At 48.5% G+C, this 18,718-nt stretch carries 11 protein-coding genes; 4 read left to right on the top strand and 7 right to left on the bottom strand.

Annotation, left to right across the window (positions count from 1 at the left end):
- Positions 1-41: 41 nt before the first annotated feature.
- The gene (locus IE055_RS03590; protein WP_189398613.1) at positions 42-1,073 is read left to right on the top strand and encodes a lipase family protein; all 1,032 of its coding nucleotides are present in this window, start codon (positions 42-44) and stop codon (positions 1,071-1,073) included.
- 64 nt (positions 1,074-1,137) lie between these two features.
- Here IE055_RS03590 and IE055_RS03585 read toward each other — a convergent pair whose 3' ends face one another.
- Both IE055_RS03585 and IE055_RS03580 read right to left on the bottom strand, forming a co-directional pair.
- A complete protein-coding gene (locus IE055_RS03585) occupies positions 1,138-3,045 on the bottom strand; it encodes a M1 family metallopeptidase (RefSeq protein ID WP_189398612.1) in 1,908 nt (635 codons plus the stop codon).
- Between the two features lie 97 nt (positions 3,046-3,142).
- Positions 3,143-4,243 (bottom strand): hypothetical protein, encoded by a 1,101-nt coding sequence (locus IE055_RS03580; protein ID WP_229794115.1) that lies wholly within the window; start codon positions 4,241-4,243, stop codon positions 3,143-3,145.
- A 145-nt stretch (positions 4,244-4,388) separates the two neighbouring features.
- Between IE055_RS03580 and IE055_RS03575 the strand changes: the two genes are divergently transcribed.
- On the top strand, positions 4,389-5,249 hold the full coding sequence (locus tag IE055_RS03575) for a sulfotransferase domain-containing protein (RefSeq protein WP_189398610.1): 861 nt from the start codon (positions 4,389-4,391) through the stop codon (positions 5,247-5,249).
- Positions 5,250-5,265: 16 nt separating this feature from the next.
- Here IE055_RS03575 and IE055_RS03570 read toward each other — a convergent pair whose 3' ends face one another.
- The 5 genes from IE055_RS03570 to IE055_RS03550 form a co-directional block, all read right to left on the bottom strand.
- Entirely contained in the window at positions 5,266-6,003 is a 738-nt protein-coding gene (locus IE055_RS03570) for a sulfotransferase domain-containing protein (RefSeq protein ID WP_189398609.1), read from the bottom strand.
- A gap of 95 nt (positions 6,004-6,098) precedes the next feature.
- The gene (locus IE055_RS03565) at positions 6,099-7,232 is read right to left on the bottom strand and encodes a hypothetical protein (RefSeq protein ID WP_189398608.1); all 1,134 of its coding nucleotides are present in this window, start codon (positions 7,230-7,232) and stop codon (positions 6,099-6,101) included.
- A gap of 147 nt (positions 7,233-7,379) precedes the next feature.
- Positions 7,380-8,114, bottom strand: a complete 735-nt coding sequence (locus IE055_RS03560) for a hypothetical protein (RefSeq protein ID WP_189398607.1) — start codon at positions 8,112-8,114, stop codon at positions 7,380-7,382.
- 114 nt (positions 8,115-8,228) lie between these two features.
- Entirely contained in the window at positions 8,229-10,553 is a 2,325-nt protein-coding gene (locus tag IE055_RS03555; protein ID WP_189398606.1) for a CRTAC1 family protein, read from the bottom strand.
- Positions 10,554-10,647: 94 nt separating this feature from the next.
- Positions 10,648-14,283: a glycosyltransferase gene (locus tag IE055_RS03550; RefSeq protein WP_189398605.1), complete on the bottom strand. Its 3,636-nt coding sequence runs from the start codon at positions 14,281-14,283 to the stop codon at positions 10,648-10,650.
- A gap of 348 nt (positions 14,284-14,631) precedes the next feature.
- Between IE055_RS03550 and IE055_RS03545 the strand changes: the two genes are divergently transcribed.
- Positions 14,632-17,046: a thioredoxin domain-containing protein gene (locus tag IE055_RS03545; protein ID WP_189398604.1), complete on the top strand. Its 2,415-nt coding sequence runs from the start codon at positions 14,632-14,634 to the stop codon at positions 17,044-17,046.
- A 521-nt stretch (positions 17,047-17,567) separates the two neighbouring features.
- Positions 17,568-18,662 (top strand): tetratricopeptide repeat protein, encoded by a 1,095-nt coding sequence (locus tag IE055_RS03540; RefSeq protein ID WP_189398603.1) that lies wholly within the window; start codon positions 17,568-17,570, stop codon positions 18,660-18,662.
- The last annotated feature ends 56 nt before the right edge of the window (positions 18,663-18,718 follow it).

Below are 18,718 nucleotides of genomic sequence, written 5' to 3'. Positions count from 1 at the left end.
CCTCAGCTCGTTTCCTTATCGCAACGCCACCGGAGAGTCTAATGCCAAACCAGCAACCCGAGTTTCATGTAGAGGACGGATCAGTCCGAATAAGCTCCGCGTTCACTGAACTCACCGGTGCAGCATCTTTGGCAGCTTATACCGATTACCTCGAAGAAAACTGTCCACCGTACACCGATCCACCAAACCTTAGCTTCGGAACCAAGCCGTTTAAATATGTATCGCGCTTCACAGGCTACGACACCACACCGTGGGGCACAGGTAAGGAAGAGCGATTCGGGTTGATCTACCAATGGACAGCGATACCGGACGTTTATTTGTTCGCGTTTCGCGGCACGTCATCAGTTTACGATATGTGGAAGGACCTAGAGTCAGCCGAAGTCAGTAATTTTGCCCCCTATCGCCGTCCCGCCAACTTCCCAACCACAGTACATGTTGGTGAAGGCTTCAATAGCATCTATACCAAAAAAAACGCAGTCATGACGGCCAGCATGCAAGATCAACTGTTTGCTGAAATCAGCCAATTGCCGACACCTCCGAAAACCATTTACATCACGGGCCACAGCTTAGGTTGCGCGCTAGGCAGCCTGTTCGCTCTCGACCTGGCAGCAAGCTTACCGGGCATCAACATCCTTAATTTTAATTTCGCCAGCCCACGTGTCGGCACGTCAACGTGGCAACACGCCTACGATGACCTGTACCAACTCAAGTCCCGTACGGTACGTGTGCGCAATAATTACGACCTGGTCCCGAAAGTCCCTTTTGAGTATCGGCCATTTGACTTCCGTCATATCGGTCAAAAATTTACCGTATCGTTTACGCTGGACAGCTATACCCATGACCCCGTAGTGATTATTGAAGCGTGGCACTCGCTGCTCAATTATCGTTATGTCCTTCATCGCGCTACGGTAAACACACCGCAGGTCTGGACTGGTCACTTCAAAGACCAAGCTCAAAAACACCCATCTTGGCCAATGACCAGTTACGACCCCGGCACAACAATGCTGGATTGGAGCACCGGCAATCTAATGCAGGTTCGCCGGGATCTAAATTCAGTCGCCAAGTTTATGTAAACAGGGCCGTGTTCTCACGCGGCCCTGTTTCGCGTTTGCGCACAACTACCGCGCAAACTGGTTATTACTCTACAAAAGGCGTATTCGCTTTCACCGTAAGCGGATGGTAGCCAGCTTTGGCTTCCGCAAATGCCTGTCGACCCAATGCTTTACCTCGATCCGTTTTGGCTAGTTCGCGATACAGCGGCTTCACCAACTTATTGCGCCCAATGGATGTCAGATAATCATGCAATCTCGGCAAAGCAGGCTCATACCAGTTCTTCACGCTAATCAACAACCAGCTGTGCGCAATCTCATTATTGCGTGATTCGGTCAAGTCGAACGCCGCGTCCAGCTCAGACAACTTCTTATCATCAATTTCTTCCGGCATGTTGTTAAGAAAATATAGCCATTGATGCACGGTCCAACTATCGGTTTCGATATCCGCAGCCGCTAATTCATCGCCCAACCATTGCATGCGCGCGTTATCCACGAGCGAGAACGCATCCGACTCTTCCAGCGGCAGATCGTTTGGCAACTCCGGTGAAAATATCCATTGCTCAATACGTGCCTTGTCGAGTACATCGGCATGGGTCACTAGCAACGTTTTATCGAGGTAATCAATAAACTGATCGGTGGTGATACTCTCGAATTCGAACTCTTTGAAGTACGCCTTTAAAAAGGCGTCAAAATTATCACGGCCGACACGCTGCTCTAGCTCACGTAGAAACAGCGCGCCTTTCTCATAGGGCACATTCGAGAATACGTCGTCAGGGTCTCGTCCACGCAAATCAATCGCAAGAATAGCGTCGTTCGGGTCCAGTCGAGTGATATCTGCTTCAAGGTCTTGGAACCCCAACACGGCTTCCATTTTGTAGCGGTCGGTTCCGTAAATAATTTCCATGATACGGTAGGTCAAATAGGTGGTAAAACCCTCGTTCAGCCATAAATCGCGCCACGTTGCGTTGGTAACAGTATTGCCAGACCAGGAATGCGCCAATTCGTGCGCAATCAATGAAACTAAGCTTTTGTCACCGGCGATCACTGTTGGAGTAATAAAAGACAAGCGCGGGTTTTCCATGCCTCCGAATGGAAAGGACGGCGGCAAAATCAAAAGATCATAGCGGTCCCAGCCATATGGACCATAACGCTTTTCGGTTGCGATCAACATAGATTCCGTGTCCTCAAATTCCTGCGCTGCGGCTTCCAACAGCGCTGGCTCCGCGTAGACGCCGGTGCGCTCACCCATGGCCTTGAAGCGCAGATCACCGACTGCGAGTGCGATCAGATAGGAGGGCACGGGCTGCGGCATGTTGAATTCATACACACCATCCAGCTCAGCATCAGGCTCATTGGAGGCACTCATCACTGCAAGCAATGCCGGCGGAGTACGCAGTACCGCTTGATACGTCACGCGTACCTGCGGTGAATCCTGCAAGGGAATAAAGCTGCGAGCATGAATTGCTTGCGCCTGTGAAAATAGAAAGGGATATTCACCACCCGCCGTTTGGGCCGGTGTAAGCCATTGCAAACCGGATGCACTTGGTGAGGTGGTGTAAGCCACTTTAATCTCATCCACGCCATGGGGTACGACAATAGACAGCGGTGCACCTAAAAACGAGTCTGCCGCCCCGAGCTCGAATTCCAATGGTGTTCCGGCCGCTTCAACGCTGTGAATGGTTAGATCTTTGGTATCCAGGACCAGGGTTTGTGCGTCATTCGCTACGCGTTCGATCTTGAGGACCGCGCTGCCATCCAGCACTTTACGATCAAAATCCACAGTCAGGTCTAGTGCGACATTGCGCACCTTCATTTGCGCTGGATTTGAGAATGAATGGTAGTCTTTGCCAACCTGAATCGAGGCGGGCGTAGTTTGTTCGGGCGTGATGCTGTCTACGGCATTTCCAGTCTCAGGCTGGGTTGCTTCAGGCGCGTCCTGACTGCAAGCCGCAAGCAACAAAACAAGTAGGCTGATGCCTATAAATCGTTTCATCATTGGGTTCTCATTGTTAAAAATAGTTAAGTGGCGGGACAAAAATAGTCGCGCCGCTGAAGCAACAGTTTGCAATCAAGCTGCTGCGGGATGATCGCTATTGTATGACAGAATTTGCGATCGACGGCTGACCTTTACCTAGAAAAAATATCCCTGGGTAGCCGGCAGTCTCAAACCCGTTACTCGGATTACGTTTTAAGGTGGAATTGGTAATGCTCAAGGTTCCTTGGCGGTTATTGCTGACGAAGAAGATCGCTCCGCCCCCTTCGTTGGCCGCATTGTTCTCAATCGTGGTGCCACAGATTTTAAGATCAAAGTTGTTGCCATCATTGTAAATAGCGCCACCACTACCACCACCTGGGGTTCCAGGTTGACTTGGGTTAGCACCATTGCCGATAGCACGATTGTGACTGAACCATGAATTGGTCACGGTGTAGGAAACACCAATACTGCTTAAGCCACCACCGTTGGAGCACACATTGGCTTTATCGCTCGCACCACCAAAGACACTATTCGTGACATAGACGGGCAACCCTTGGTACTGGCTAAAAACCCGCACAGCCGCACCGCCAACATCCGGCCCCGTGTTGGCGCAGACATTGTTTTCAAAGCGCGAGTTCACAATCTTAAACCGTCCCCCTCGTACCCAGATCGCCCCGCCTCCATCGTACTCAGTCTCGGATTTTGAGTTGCCATTTTTAAAGGTTAAATTCTGTACGGTCAACTGAGGATGATCCTGGTTTTGACAGTGTGAAGTGGTCCAGACCTGGTCTGGGTCACAGGTATTCATATACAGGATTCGACGTGCACCACCACCGCTCAAGGTCACCTTGCCGCCCCCATCCAATACGATCTTTGGGCCAGTATTGTTAACCACTTTCGCCGTCTTTTGCATCACAATCTCAACCGGCCTCGCACCACAGTTGAAGGTAATTACACCACCCTTGGCCACCGCCGAAACCACCGCTGCACTCGTACAACTTGCTGCAGTGCCGTTGCCAATGACATGATCTGGTTGACTGGTATTCTCTTCACCACCACCGCTTGGTATCGAACAGAACCCACCATTTGGTTGTGGTATAGCCGACTGTAAAGTGACCTTAGTGTCTATGGAGGCCAGTAAGCTTGGAATGTAGTCGAGAATCGAATCAGCGTCGGACGCTATCGCACAAGAGGCGTTAGCGACAAGACCCAACATTATGACAGTGCGTGTTGTGGAAGCCATTTTTAGATTTGAATTCAAAGTCTCATAGTATAATTAAAACCGGCCTTTGCTTAGGTATTTTTCACATCACCAATACACAACAACCTTGAAAAACCGCTTTTTTTGCGGATGGAGCGTTATGTCGCCAGACAGCGATCACATTCTACGACAGAAATTATTCTTGAATAGCATTCCAAAATCCGGCACACACTTACTGACGGGTATCACTCAGATGTTGGGATTTAGGCACACTGGTGAAATAATTGCTGCATCCACCGCACTTGAGGCCCCAGACTCTGATACCAGCCTATTGGTTGGTGTGTCCTCACCGGCGGGTATTGACGCAAATTATTTCGACTCGATAATATCAAATATAGCCTATGGCCATTTTCATTACGGCCACATTCCCTACTCTAGGCTCGCTCACGAAATATTGGAGCAATCAGGGATTTCCATGATTATGATCTATAGAGATCCAAGGGCTGTTGCTTTATCACTTGTGAACTTTGTACTCAAGTTACCAGATCACCCCTACCACAACCTTTTCGCGTCGCTGGAATCTCGAGAAGACCAGCTTAAGAGCGTTGTTTTGGGGCTTGTGCCTGAGTACGGAAGCGGCGACCCAGTGTTTCTACCACTCGATAAGTGGTACGACTCTATGATGGGCTGGATTGACTACCCGAACATCCACTTTCTTGACTATGAAGACGTGGTCGGGATTCACGGTGGTGGCGATCAGAGGAAACAATTTGACGCAATCCAGCAACTATCTGCTTTCCTCGACCTTGGGCTTGATTCGGATCAAATTCATAATGTGCAGTCAAACGTGTTTGATCCCGGGAGCTCGACTTTCCACCGGGGAAGTATTGATTATTGGAAATCACAAATGAGTGAGCGCTTAACCATGTTTTTCGACAGTCATGCCACTCAGGCACTAAACTGCTATCGTAAACTCAAATCCAGCGGCAGCGCGCTCAGAACAACGCAACTTGGCGCCTGACTCCGCGCCGCTTAAATTAGATCAGACGCCACGCTTTCAAGTCTAAACCGGTTAACTGTTCGACGGAAACAATATCGCGTTGAAAATAGAGTCTGAGCGTAAAATTCAACCATGATGGCATCTGAGGGTAGTGTCTTGCATGCACAGACTGTTGCTCTGGGATGATAGTACTATCCACATCAAGAAAGGAAAATATCCGAGACATTACCTCAACATGGCTCCTTTGAAGCTCATCACTTTTGATAAACAGACATTGTTTCCTCTCAAAGTATTCAAGTAAATTGACAACCTGAGGCGCATATAAGCTACGGTGGAGATAAGAATAGATCCTGTGCGCGCCTCCTGCTCGACGACGATTCTCAGTCAGGATCGCCTTTAAGAATCCAAGCTTCTCATCACCTCGAGAATACTCCATATTCCAGTGAGAATAGGTACGCAGCACCGGGTCTCTGAGCAGAAAGATAATTTTCATGTCTGGGTTGTATGCCTTGATACGCGCCACTGCATTCGGCCAATAGCTGTATATCGGCGTCACATCCCCAGTCAGCATGGCCAAACTTTTTTCCGAATACATTCGATGATATACCTCGTAATCAGGTATATCGCTAAAAATTTTCTCATTATCGAAAAAATGAGGTGCGATCACTGGGGGCGTCACCATGCCGATTTCCGGGTGCGCTTTTAAAAACTGGTTTAACGCTTGAGTCCCCCCTTTTTGCGTTCCAATGACCGTAAAATTAACGCGTGATTCCATAGTGGATTGCTTAAAAAATGTATGCCAAACATTAAAAAACACCCAGACCGCAGTTAACGCGATCTGAGTGTTTAAGAGACAGTGGTCGAGGGAATTTACTTCTGTTCAAAAGCCTCGAGTCGGTTTTCCATGTCCTTTAGCCGATGGTGTAATTGCTCAATATAGATGTGAGCCACCTCCAGTTCATGAAGAATACCACCAGTCTTCTTAGTCAGATTCATCGGTATACCTTCCCGCGTTGGTCCAACGCCCCACAAATAGCTGTTTTCCCACATGTACTCTGCGTGATCCTCGATGGACGGAACCGTAAACTTATCTGGCTGGAACGTCGCGTCGCAAGGACCGGGATTACACGTACCAGAAGGTGTGCCTGTTATTAAGCCGCCCTCTAAGATTAGTGTACCGTCCTCTCTGAGCTCCAACTCAAAACCAGTATCACCAGGGGCGTTGATAACGAAATTGCCAACAGTATTGTTTCTAAATTTCCATTCACGAATGGAATTCACTAACGATACTTCAGCGTTTGATCCCGTCGCGTTTTTGTTCTCAACTCGGAATACCGTGTTTGTATTGGCGGTTTCCACTAAATGCACTTGGGTATCAGGACTATTAGTTCCGATACCAATATGGCCATTAGAGTTAACATACAAAGAATTAGTATCCGCACCCGGCTCAATACGCAGTGGCAGCTGGCTACCGTTAGTCACATCACGAATAAAGAAATTTGCTTCGTTACCGGCCATGTCCCAGGTCTGAGGCGTGAAACCATCAGAGCCATCTTGCTCGAGTCGAACAGTCGGCGTGTTGCCTTCAACAATATGAATATCGACTACCGGGTTCCGGGTTTTGACGCCAATGTCTCCGTCTGCTTCAACGACCAACGCGTCTGCTGGCGCGCCAGCTTGCACGCGAAAAGGAAATCGCCCGGTATTGGAGTCTTCAATCCCAAGGTAGTTTTCACCACCGTTTCCGGAGTCATTCGCTACAATACGCCAATCGTTAGTTGGGAAACTCGCTGAGATACTCGTGTCATTGAAATGTATGCGTATATTATTCTCTTTTAAACGAAGGGTATCGAAGCCAAAATTTTCACCATTGACACAATCAAAACCTATGCATTCACTAGACGTGACGATTAAATCATCATTGATTACTTGGTCGGCGTGCGCGAACGGCGATATGCAAAAGCTAGCCGACAGAGCTAGAAAGCTGCATGTTAGAAGTTTCATAAATGTACCCCTGAGCCTGAAGCTCAATTTGATTATGCAGCTATCTGAACTTCTACTACTCAACGTAGATATCTGCGACCCATGCGCTTAACTCTCACCTTCGGTTAGCACAGTATTCTTAATTATAGTTAATAGTATAGTCGAATCTCAACGATCAACCACCTCTTTCTGAACATCGACCAAGGTTGGCCTGACAACACCATCCACCACGGTAAATGTGCCCGACTGACGGTTTTGATTACCTTGTTCTTCTGACGGCAAACTGCCCTCAGATCGTAGCCTCGCCAGAAGCGCCTGTTCCGCCTCAAGGTTCCCTTGTGACCGAACTTGATTCATTTGTTCACGCACATACGGATCTACTTCAGGCGAAAGTACCGACTCCCATGTGTACAGACCATCTTGGAGACCGGAGTCCCATTCAATTGATTGACCTGGCGCGAACTCTCGTCTGTTGAGCACGCCATCCGGACCCACTAGGGTGACCGTGACGCGCTCATAACTACGTTCCAATGGCGAGCTCCACTCGACTCTGTTAGAAGTCAATGGCACCAAAGCCACGGTTTCAGCTGGTGCTTCAAAGTTCTCGTAAAGTGTGTCATCGACATGCAACTCAAGTTCATCTTCAGAGTTGGCAGTGCTTGAAGGCTCAGCCGCAGATTCTACCCGCTGAGAACTCGTTAATTCTGCGGTAAGCGCCGGATCCTGCGGACTCGTATTGAGTAACGAAACGGCATGTTCAACCGTATTCACAACCTCAGTTTGAGACGACCGACTAGCACTCGCAGGCATATGCTCCGGTGGCTCATTCGAGCAAGCACCCAGTAACAAAGACAGTGTGCTGACAACACAGAATCTAAAATTAGTTTTGTTGTATAACTTCATCTACAGTGTATTTATTAGTTCATGCCGGCAAACAATTGCCCGAACAATGCCGATTAACATAAAACGTCAAATCATCTTAATATGGACGCCGAGAAAATGTCGTGCGACTAAAGTCTAATTTGAAGTAGTTTGAGCTGCTGACCCAGCATCTTTCCCCGGTGACAGGCGATGATAGACACCGGACTTCGGATTATCCAAGACAACTTGACTACCATCACTCCAAGTTACACTCATCTTAGACACTTTGTCACTCTTACCCAGACCGAAGTGCAACTTAGCAGAATGCTGTGCTGAGAAAGAATCCCCCGTCACTACGCGAGTCATCTGACTCCCACCTTCCGCTTCAATACGTACGGTCGCGCCGATGGTCGACATTGCGGGCGTATCGTGTAACGCAACACCAATCCAGTTTCCAGCCTGTTGCAAACCATTTCGGTAGACGTGCAATCGATAGCGCGCTGGGCTCAGGCTGTCTGCAATGTGTTCAACCACCAGCAGATCCACACGGCCATCACTGTCGATGTCTTCGGTAACAACGGCTCTTGCATCGTACTCAAATGCAACCCCCATCAAATACCCAATATTGATGAAATCGTCACCGTGCTTTAGGTACAGCACTTTATGCTCATACCCATTCCAGGAGATTTTGGCCTCCCGAAGATCGGTTGATTCAGCCTGAAATAGCATATCTCGGGCAACATCTTCTTGGCCGCCTTCATAAATATCGTGCCGCCAAAAGGTCGTGCAGTAGTCTTGGGTACTTTCGCCGCTGTAGTGGCCGTTGGCGACAAAGATATCTTTGTCGCCATCGTTGTCAAAATCGAAGGTGCTGGTCCCCCATGACCAACCGGTGCGAGCCACTTGATCATTATTAGGGGCTTTTCTGAAACCATCACCGTCTCGCAGGAACATGCGATTTCCGTAACCCATGGCCATACGCATATCCGTATGCTGTTTAAAATCTTCACGGCCCAGCCCCATATTTTCCAATCGACGCGCCGTCGTTGAGCTCATGCCGATGACGTAAAAGTCGAGCTTTCCATCACCATTAAAATCGTCAAAAGTATGTCCCATCCCGAAGAAATGACGATCAAGGCCAAATTGATCGGTGATATCGGTAAACTTTCCTTTGCCATCATTGGTATAAACATCGAAGCCAGCGTAGTCGCTAACCACGATCAAATCCATGTCCTGATCGTCATCCAAATCGACGAAGGAGCTGCTATAAGAACGACGATAACGCTTTGCGGCCAATCCTGACTGCTCGGTGATATCACTGAATTTACCGTCGCCGTCATTGCGCAACATCACCGCAGGATAGCCGTCGTTTGCATCAAAATAGGGGTTTGGCATCTGCCCTTGACGGTAGGCATATTTGTAGTTTGCAATGTGGATATCTAAATCACCGTCACCATCTATATCACCTGCGGTAAAGGTCTTGGGCAGCCCCAAGTGGTGCTCTGATATCTTGATGGCACTACCACTAAACCGTCCCTCAGCACTACCAACGTACATCATGGGGTACCCGCGCTCGTCAACGCCGACGAAGTCGACATTTCCATCGTTGTTAAAGTCTGCTAACACGGCGCCGTCATACAGGTTACGGAACTTATCAAATAACTGCTCCGTGACCAGTTCGCCACCGCCTTTGTTTCGCAATAGCAAATTTTGTCCACCGACCACGATGTCAGAGTTACCGTCTTTATCTAGGTCGTACACCAGAATAGGATGCACCAATGGTTGCTCCTTGGTGCCTGTAACGGTAAACACTTCTTGAAACGGAGCTGGCTGTTCACGCTCTAGAATGGTCAAATCAAGTAGTTTTAACTTGTCTGCTTGCAGGCTGACACCCGATGCCGCTGCGACCATCCAGTCAATTTCAAGCAACCCTTTAAACACCAAACGATGGGCAGGATTCGCACGCGCAACATGCAAAGCAAAACTGACCTCAGATATCGCGCCCTCGCCCTTGCTTGGCGGTGTAAACTTAGCGTGGTGCCACTCGGTCTGCTCAAGCACATAATCCGCTGCTACCATTTCGGTAATAAAATTCTGGAACTTGGTATTCGACCAGGTTTCGCCCTCTCCCTCAAAAGTGTACTTTGCTATTTGCAGCTCAAGCGGCTCACTCTCTTTGTGCTTTGCGAGCTGCAACGACCCAAACGGAAACGCTTTCAATACCTCGAACTTGTGCTCTGCCTTTAATAAATCATCCCATAGTTTCACGATGCGTTGCTCGTACTCTTGGGCTAATTCTTCAGGGCCCCATACTAACTTATCGAGTTTACGTCGAGTTTCCACCAAACTAATTGCACGATTTTTGTTAGCGAGAATTTCCTCATCACTGGGTGCGGGAACTTGAGCATGTGACGGTGTGTATCCACAAGCAAAAATCGTCAACAAACCAAGTGTGGCCGCAAAAGTGTGTATTTTATTCATGGATGGTAAGTCTTTATTATCATTTAGTTATCACAAGTTTAAGGATGGGCCTAACCACAGTGCAATAAGCAATATAGACTAAGCTCCATTCGCACTACTTGTACTCCCGGTGCTTACTGAGTAATGTAACATTGCTATTGGCTTTCAACACATCACGCAACATCGTCAGAATTCTGTTTTCAAACACCGCCACATCACAATCAGATTGCACCGCAGTAAATGCATTGTCTTGAATCGTGCGCCAAAGCGCTGACTCGGAATGCAATCTGACACAATTCTCGGCAAATCTGCACGGATCACCAACCTCAGAACTCAGGGTCTCGCGCTCATTTTGCCACCCTAGTTGCGACGTCAACAAATCCGTTACCACCGTAGGTAAACCATTGGCCGCCGCTTCCTGGACCTTCAACGGTATACCGGCGGCATAGCGTGTTGGCGCAATGAATACGGCTGCTGCGTCGTAAAATTGATACAAGTCATCGACCACACCATGAAACACAATGTTGGGATCTTCGACGCACTCCAAAACATCGGCTTGATTCGAGCCGACGACATGCAGCGTAATATTCGGAAGCTGCTTTTTCACTAATGGCCATACCAAATCGTAAAACCACAATAGCGAGTCCACATTGGGCGATTCACTCCGATCAAGATTACCGACAAAAAGCAGGCCGCTTCGAACTTCAAAACTCGACTTTGAGCGTCTGATCTTCACACCGTACCCGCAATCAATGACCGGCACTGGCCTAGCGATGTTTGATGCAATGATATCTCTATCGCGTCTCGACACTGCCACCAACGCGTCCGCCGACGCCGCTAGAACTAACTCATTTTTAACCATCTCGTCATAGGTTAACTCAAGCTCGGAATTACCTAGACCAAGATTTCTAAGCGCATGCTCACGATCTGCGTAAATTGCTTCCGCATCATAGACCACTTTTTTAATGCCACCCGCAGCAGCCATAACCGGATGCACAAACTCCATATTATGCGGGCGACTGACCCAAACTAAGTCATAGTAACCTTTATGCATGTCCCAAAACTGCATAAACTCAGGCCGCCCAACACTTGGAATCACTTCTATTCGTCGATCGATATCACTGTATAAACTTGTTACTGATTCCTCATTGGGAAAGTTCAGCGGCAGAATTGAGACTCGATATCCGGCACCAGCAAGGCAGTTCACAATAAAGTTTGATCGTGGAAAACCAGAACCAAAATACATATGCGGTACGCGGTCATCTATGTAGAGAATTTTTTTGGCTGGCCACGCACTGGCAAACCGTGCATTGTCGACATCGCCCGACTCCGCAGGTTTGTGGCCTGCAAGCTGGGTACGGTGTTTGACTAGAAATTTTTTCTGATTGCGATTCGAAAGTTCAATCGCGTAGCCTGACCCTTCAGAGCCACCGAATTCGTAGTGCCTGACGACTACCTGAGGGTCGTATAACACCTTTAATCCATTCTCATTCAGGGTTAGGCAGTAGTCCGTATCCTCATAGTAGGCTGGTGCAAACTGATCGTCGAATCCACCAAACTGCTTTAACAGGTTGGTCTTGGTCTGTAAGAACGCCCCAGAGCAGTAGTCGACTTCTCGCTCGAACAAAAACTTGAACGAATTCGGATCTTCGCCCCGACCATATCCAAAACAAGTTCCATTCGACCAACATGTTGAACCAGCCTCCTGCAACAACCCATCCAATGCTACGATTCTAGCGCCAACCGCGCCGACGTTATCGCATCTTTGAAGTGCTCGATAAGCTCTCTCCACTGCCCCTTGTGAAACAAACGCATCATTATTCAGGAACAGCGTCTGCTCAGCTTTAACCAGCTCCAGCGCTTGATTACAGGCGCGCAGAAAGCCAACATTCTTCTGATTGACAATAATGTCAGCACCAACAACTCGCTCCAGAAGCATTGCTGTTTGATCGCTTGAATCGTTGTCAATGATGATCAGCTGTAGGCTAAGACTGTCATTATTCGCCAGCAACGCTTCCAAGCACGGCAAGGTCAGTTCCGCACGATTGTAAAGCACCAGAATCACAGACAGATCAGGGCGGTCTACAAACGAGAAATCCAACTCTGCTTGGCTCTGTAGAAACGCGTCAAGCCGCGCCTGCGCTGATTTTACGAAAGCATCTTTCGAGGTTGCTACCCCTGTACCGAATATGACACTGTCAGCGTCTATTATCGGGGCTGACTGAGCTTTAGCATCCTCGAGCAAACCGTCAACAACCGGGGGCAGATAGTCTTTCGCAAGACTCTCACCCCAATGACGATAGTCACTTTGAATGCGCGCCAACACTTCTTTACTTTCGCAGCTTTCTTGCCGACCAACCAATTTATTGAGCAACTCGACAATACGATCCCCCATTTTCCATCTAGTTGTTTGCCAGACCTGTTCTAATACGTGATCGAACCGACGTCCAAATTCAAGCGCCTGCTCAGTAAACATTCCTTTCCAATCGGCCAGGTCACTACGCAATGTATCAATCGAGTAGAAATGTTCTTCGAGCTTGTGATAATGACCTTCGATTTCAGAAATTTTTTCTTCGATATCTCGGCGTTGTTTGACTGCGTGGAGAAAACTCCTTGATGCACGCTGATAGCGCCTTTCGGCCCAAATCGCTTTTTGTGTGCTTGCCGAGTCCAATACGGCAAGATTTGTTTCCAACAGGTTAATGCGCTCCATCAGAGCTTGGTTCTGTTGCGCGTCGAACGTCGCTCTCTCGAGCGCTTCTTTAACTTGTGTATCCGATTCGCCCTGATCAACTTTCAAAGTCGCTTCAAACAAACTGAACACTCTGGCGCTCACACTCGTAGGACGCTGATCTGGAGCAGACTTATGCCGTAAGCAGTCAACCGAAGAAATAGCTGTCAGATAGATTTCGAGCTTATCTTTAAACGCTTGGTGCTTGGAATACAGGTCAACGAGTTTTTGGCGAAGCTGTCCCAGCTCAGTTGCACTAAGCACGGTCGGCTCTTGAAACACCTCGAGCAGTGCGTAGACGGAGTCGGCGACCGTCAACGCAGGTTGCATCGCAGGTTTAGAGAAATGACGCAGTCCAGGGTCATAGCATTGCGTACTGAACTTGGCCAATGCGTCCGGCACACCAGATTCAGGCAACTGCAGATACTGACTCATTGCCGTTACCACGCTCTCTTGCAGAGTATGGAGGGATTCGTGATTTATCAGTAAAACCTCATCGACTGGAGCATCTAAACAAGCGGATATCGAATCCAACCACAGCGTATCCGAATGCGAATGAGTAAACCCATTGCGTTTATTGATCGACTGGAAAACCTCAATAGGAGCACGCACTATCTGTACCATTCGAATTTCATAGCCAAGGTCACGTAGGACTGACTTCCAAAATGGTAATAAATTGGCTATTCGTGGATCTTTTAGGGAGATAAAATCCGCATGATTGAAGTCATCAACAATAATAGTTTTAGCGCGTTCGGAAAAAAGCCCCAGAACAAAGTCGAGGTGTTCGTCCCAAGGCTCCAGCAGTGGGATATCCCATCGTGCGCCAAGCGTATGTAGAATCTGATCATTCAGCTGGACGACGAGCTCATTTTCCCAAAATCCTTTAGGATTCTCAGGCTTGGCCGCCATCATCGTCTTACCTTGTGTGGCACCCAATTCCGCAACCATGCCCGAGAGCACACTCGTTCCCGAACGATGCATACCGACCACCAAACAGGCCAGCCGCTTTTCACGCGGCATTAACATACACCTACCATGCCTCGGTTAGCGACAGTCACCTTTGAATTAGCGGTGCAGTCCGCTGTCGAAAAAAAACGACCAAGAGCCACGTTAACTCTTGCATTAACAATGTTGATATTCACGCTCAAAATTGATTCTTATTCTTTGGTTTGCAACAGCTCTCTTACCCCACTACGGATGCCATCGTGCCCATATAATCCATTATTCATACCCCGAGCGCAGATGAAACATACCGAGTGTTACCCAAAGCAGCAGCTGCTACCCCACTCTTATTTAAGTGTTAGCATAGAGTCTTTCTAACAAATTAGCCAGCTTGACGTTTATCTGGACACCACGGGAACTAAATACGTGATAGAGCAATTGCTGTTGAACAATTGGCGAGATGGGGCAAAATTAATTCGCTTGCAAGCCAGACAACTTGCCTGCGCTGTCATTGCGCTTCTACTGATTAGTTCGCTGACCGCTTGTGGGCAACAACCGATATCAAACAAACAAGCGTTTATCCAAAAAAAGGGCACCTACCCAATTCGCACGCGACACCTAGATACGGCGGGCGCGCCACTGTATACCAATGACCTAATCCATGAAAACTCGGCCTATTTACTGCAACACGCGCACAATCCTGTCGACTGGCACGCGTGGACACCAAAGGCATTCGAGCAAGCTAAACAGGAAGACAAACCTATTCTCCTGTCGATCGGCTATTCCACTTGTCATTGGTGTCACGTAATGGAACGAGAAAGCTTTGAAGATTTAACCATTGCTAAGTATATAAATCAGCATTTCATTGCGATAAAGGTCGATCGAGAGGAACACCCGGATATCGATGAAACCTATTTAACTGCGGTCCAAATGCTGTCGGGCAAAGTCGGCTGGCCATTAACCGCGGTGCTCACTCCGGATGCCGAACCCTTCTTTGGTGGTACGTATTTTCCGCCTCAGCAGTTTTTAAATTTGTTGGAAAAAATAAGCAGCACTTGGACCGAACGGCGACCGGCCATTCTGGAACAGGCTAGCCGATTAAAAACAGAAATGAACAAGCTCAGTGCGGTGGCCAAGACTGCGCATTCGATAGATCACGAAACCTTGACGAGCGCGCGTGACCGAATTAGCAGCAAACTGTTTGCCGCCCCTCGCTATAACGAGCCTGGATTTCCGCGCGAACCGGAAATGCTGTTCCTGATGCAACAAAGTATTCGTCACGCAGACGCTGAATTAATGCAACGCCTAAGCCAGCGCTTAGAAACGCTCGCAGACAGCGGCTTACATGATCACGTTGGCGGCGGCTTTCATCGCTACAGCGTTGACGCTGAGTGGCGCATACCTCACTTTGAAAAAATGTTGTATAACCAAGCACAGTTGGCGCAAGTCTATGCGCAAGCATATCAGTTCACACGAAACCCACGTTTTAAACAGGTTGCAAAACGCACTTTTGATTTTATGCTATCGCAACGTGACGGTAACGCAGGTGGCTTTTATTCAGCCCTGGATGCTGAGAGTGATGGTGACGAAGGTAAATTCTACGTCTGGCCATATACCGAGCTCAAATCGAAGTTGACGGAGGCTGAATTAGGCACGGCTGAAACCCTGCTGGGCGTGACGCCACAGGGTAATTTTGAGGGTAAAAACGTTCTCTGGCGCCATTCGGAGATTGAACGCAGCACCGACCTGTCAGCATCACAAGTGTTGCACAAATTACGGATATTGCGTCAAGAGAGACGCACTCCCCCCGCTGTAGACCGCAAGACAATCACTGCTTGGAATGGACTGGCCATCTCCGCCTTAATAAGTGGCTTTGAGGCAATCAATCAGCCCCACTATCAACGAACTGCCGAACAAATCGCTGAATCGCTGTGGGACACCGCGTACTCCGCAGACGCCGGGCTGGCTCGCATTCACAGTCCCAAACAACGCATCGACGCGACGCTGGATGACTACACCAACCTCGTTCGTGCTTATCTGGACATTTTTGACACCACCACCGAGGCAAAGTGGTTACGGCGAGCCGAAACGCTGACGCAGCGAATGCTAAAAGACTTCCGTGACGAAAAAACCGGTGCATTCTTGATCAGCAATAAACATTTGCAACGCGGCCTTGTCGTACCAATCATTACCGCAAGAGACGACGCGATGTATTCGGGAAACTCTGTTGCAGCACAGAATCTAGCGCGTCTTTTCCATCGAACTGGCGACATCCAATATCGAGATCACGCCCGCGCTGTGATTGCGCATTTTTCATCACAAATACACGCTGCTCCCGAGTCTGCCAGCGGACTATTAATGGCGGCGAGCATGTTAATCGAAGGAGAGGCTTTGCAACCTCATTATGCTGCTCGCGGAAAAGTCCGCGTCTCTTCCAGCCTTAATGAGAACCGCCTATCTGTCGTAATTTCAATCCAAGCTGGTTGGCATATCAATGCCGACAACGTCTTAAACGAATACCTTATTCCCACCAGTTTGAGTACCAAGGACAACAGTTGCACTACGATAGACTCGATAAACTTCCCATCGGCGAAGCAGGTTGAACTCGGATTTCAAAAAGACCCACTGCTGGTTTTCGATGGCGACATCACAATAAATGCAAAACTACGCCAAAGTTCACCCGAATGCGCAGTTGCTAAGCTTGAGCTTAGAATCCAGGCCTGTTCAGATCAAGTATGCTTGTCACCAGCAACAATTGAGTTGCGCACGCCAACCAATCAACTATCCGTCAATGAAGCATTCAACCCGACGAACAACAATACTTTGCACTCTAAACGATAACTTAGACAATGCGCACGTGCTGCGCAGTTAAAATATAGTCAATCCGACCCGCAGAACTTGGTCGTTTCAATCGCTTTCCATCCTTAACCCATTAAATAAAAAGCGATATTCCATGAATATATTGGGTTAATAACCCATTGGCACGTGACTTGATTGTTACAAACTTATAATATTGGACAGCGTACAGATTTCTTGATAAGCGGTTATTGGGTTTCCGCGAGTTCAGGCGAACGTTATTTCTCTAGCTGCCTGCACTGTGCGATTTAGCTAAGTTGTCCGATCTTTATTCTGTGAGCGGTTTCCAGCACAACGGCGTGCTGTGGTGTGGTGACATTGATTAACGTCATCGCGAATTCTGACGCATCCCCTCACAATATCAGCGACACGGCGAACTGTTCTATACGCATTGATGAGAAGCAAACAGGTGCATTTACTGATGCCTAGGGTGCAACTCGAATGCGCGCATAGAACCGTGACCCGCTTATTAGAAGCACCATCATTTCTAGTACCAGGAAGCGACAATGAAAATTACCTCAATCTTAAGCTCAGTGTTAACGGTCGTACTGATCCAGTCCGCAGCGGCTCAAGACGGTGCCACACCTGAACAAATTCTGAAACATCAAGGGCACTACTATCGTTTAGCGGAAGGTGGTCAGTGGCAAGAAGCCAAGACGCACGCTCAGCAAGCTTACACACTGGGTCAAAGCGTATACAGTGCTAATAGCGCCGAACAGGCAACATTGGCTGAGCAGTTAGGCCATGCACTTGTGCAATTAGGTGATGTCAATGGCATCACGCCACTCAATGAAGCCCTCAGCATCTATACCCAGACCTTTGGCTCAGACTCTGAGAAGCTGATCACGGTATTAATGGATATCGGCACAGCTCAGGCGTTGATGGGTAAGTTCGAACAAGCCGAAGACGATTTCAATCGCTCTTTTGACTTGGCAAAAGATGTGTTTGGACGGGATTCAACCATGTTGGCCAAGCTCAACATGCAAGCTGGTAGTGCATTCGCTGGACAAAGCCAATTCCAAACCGCGTCGGAATACTTCACCGACGCGTATAAAATCTACGACGGCATGTACGGTCCCTTCTCTGGCAAAACGGGACAGGCGGCTTTTCAACTAGCCGAAATGGACCGCATGACCGGCAACGCACGCGGCATGGCGGCCAACCTTAAAAAGACTGTGGCCACATTTAATGACCCGACGACGCCGTCGAATGAATTTGAGCGCACTGTACACCGCAAACTAATTGAAGCCTATCACGCTATTGGCAAGCCAAAACGCGCAACCCAGCATGTAATCGCACTTGCATCAGCCGCACCGGCCACGCAGGGCGGTGAACCTGAACTTGTAGTCCGACCTCTACTGGCGATGGACGCGAACGATCGCAATACGCTACCTGAAGGCTACGTGCGCGTATCATATGATATTGACTCCGAAGGGTTTGTGCGCAATGCGAAACTGCTCGATTACGAGGGCGGACGTAAGTTGGTTGATTCCGCGATGAAAGCCTTAGACGGATATCGTTATATCCCAGCCAGTCAAAATGGGCAACCGGTCGGCACCAGTGGTCTTGAAACCATGATTACCTTCAAGAATGACGGCTGATCTAACCCTCAAAACTATTAATAAAGCGCTCGACCAAGAGCGCTTTTTTTTGCCTG

Source organism: Arenicella chitinivorans, from assembly GCF_014651515.1.
Taxonomy (GTDB): Bacteria; Pseudomonadota; Gammaproteobacteria; order Arenicellales; family Arenicellaceae; genus Arenicella; species Arenicella chitinivorans.
Note: the sequence above shows the minus strand (reverse complement) of the source record. Positions and strands in the feature narration are given on the sequence as shown.

Bases quoted from the DNA above. Each gene is read 5' to 3' on its own strand.
- IE055_RS03555 (WP_189398606.1), bottom strand. From the start codon at position 10,553: ATGAATAAAATACACACTTTTGCGGCCACACTTGGTTTGTTGACGATT.
- IE055_RS03580 (WP_229794115.1), bottom strand. From the start codon at position 4,243: ATGTTGGGTCTTGTCGCTAACGCCTCTTGTGCGATAGCGTCCGACGCT.
- IE055_RS03590 (WP_189398613.1), top strand. From the start codon at position 42: ATGCCAAACCAGCAACCCGAGTTTCATGTAGAGGACGGATCAGTCCGA.
- IE055_RS03575 (WP_189398610.1), top strand. From the start codon at position 4,389: ATGTCGCCAGACAGCGATCACATTCTACGACAGAAATTATTCTTGAAT.
- IE055_RS03540 (WP_189398603.1), top strand. From the start codon at position 17,568: ATGAAAATTACCTCAATCTTAAGCTCAGTGTTAACGGTCGTACTGATC.
- IE055_RS03570 (WP_189398609.1), bottom strand. From the start codon at position 6,003: ATGGAATCACGCGTTAATTTTACGGTCATTGGAACGCAAAAAGGGGGG.
- IE055_RS03565 (WP_189398608.1), bottom strand. From the start codon at position 7,232: ATGAAACTTCTAACATGCAGCTTTCTAGCTCTGTCGGCTAGCTTTTGC.
- IE055_RS03560 (WP_189398607.1), bottom strand. From the start codon at position 8,114: ATGAAGTTATACAACAAAACTAATTTTAGATTCTGTGTTGTCAGCACA.
- IE055_RS03550 (WP_189398605.1), bottom strand. From the start codon at position 14,283: ATGCCGCGTGAAAAGCGGCTGGCCTGTTTGGTGGTCGGTATGCATCGT.
- IE055_RS03585 (WP_189398612.1), bottom strand. From the start codon at position 3,045: ATGAAACGATTTATAGGCATCAGCCTACTTGTTTTGTTGCTTGCGGCT.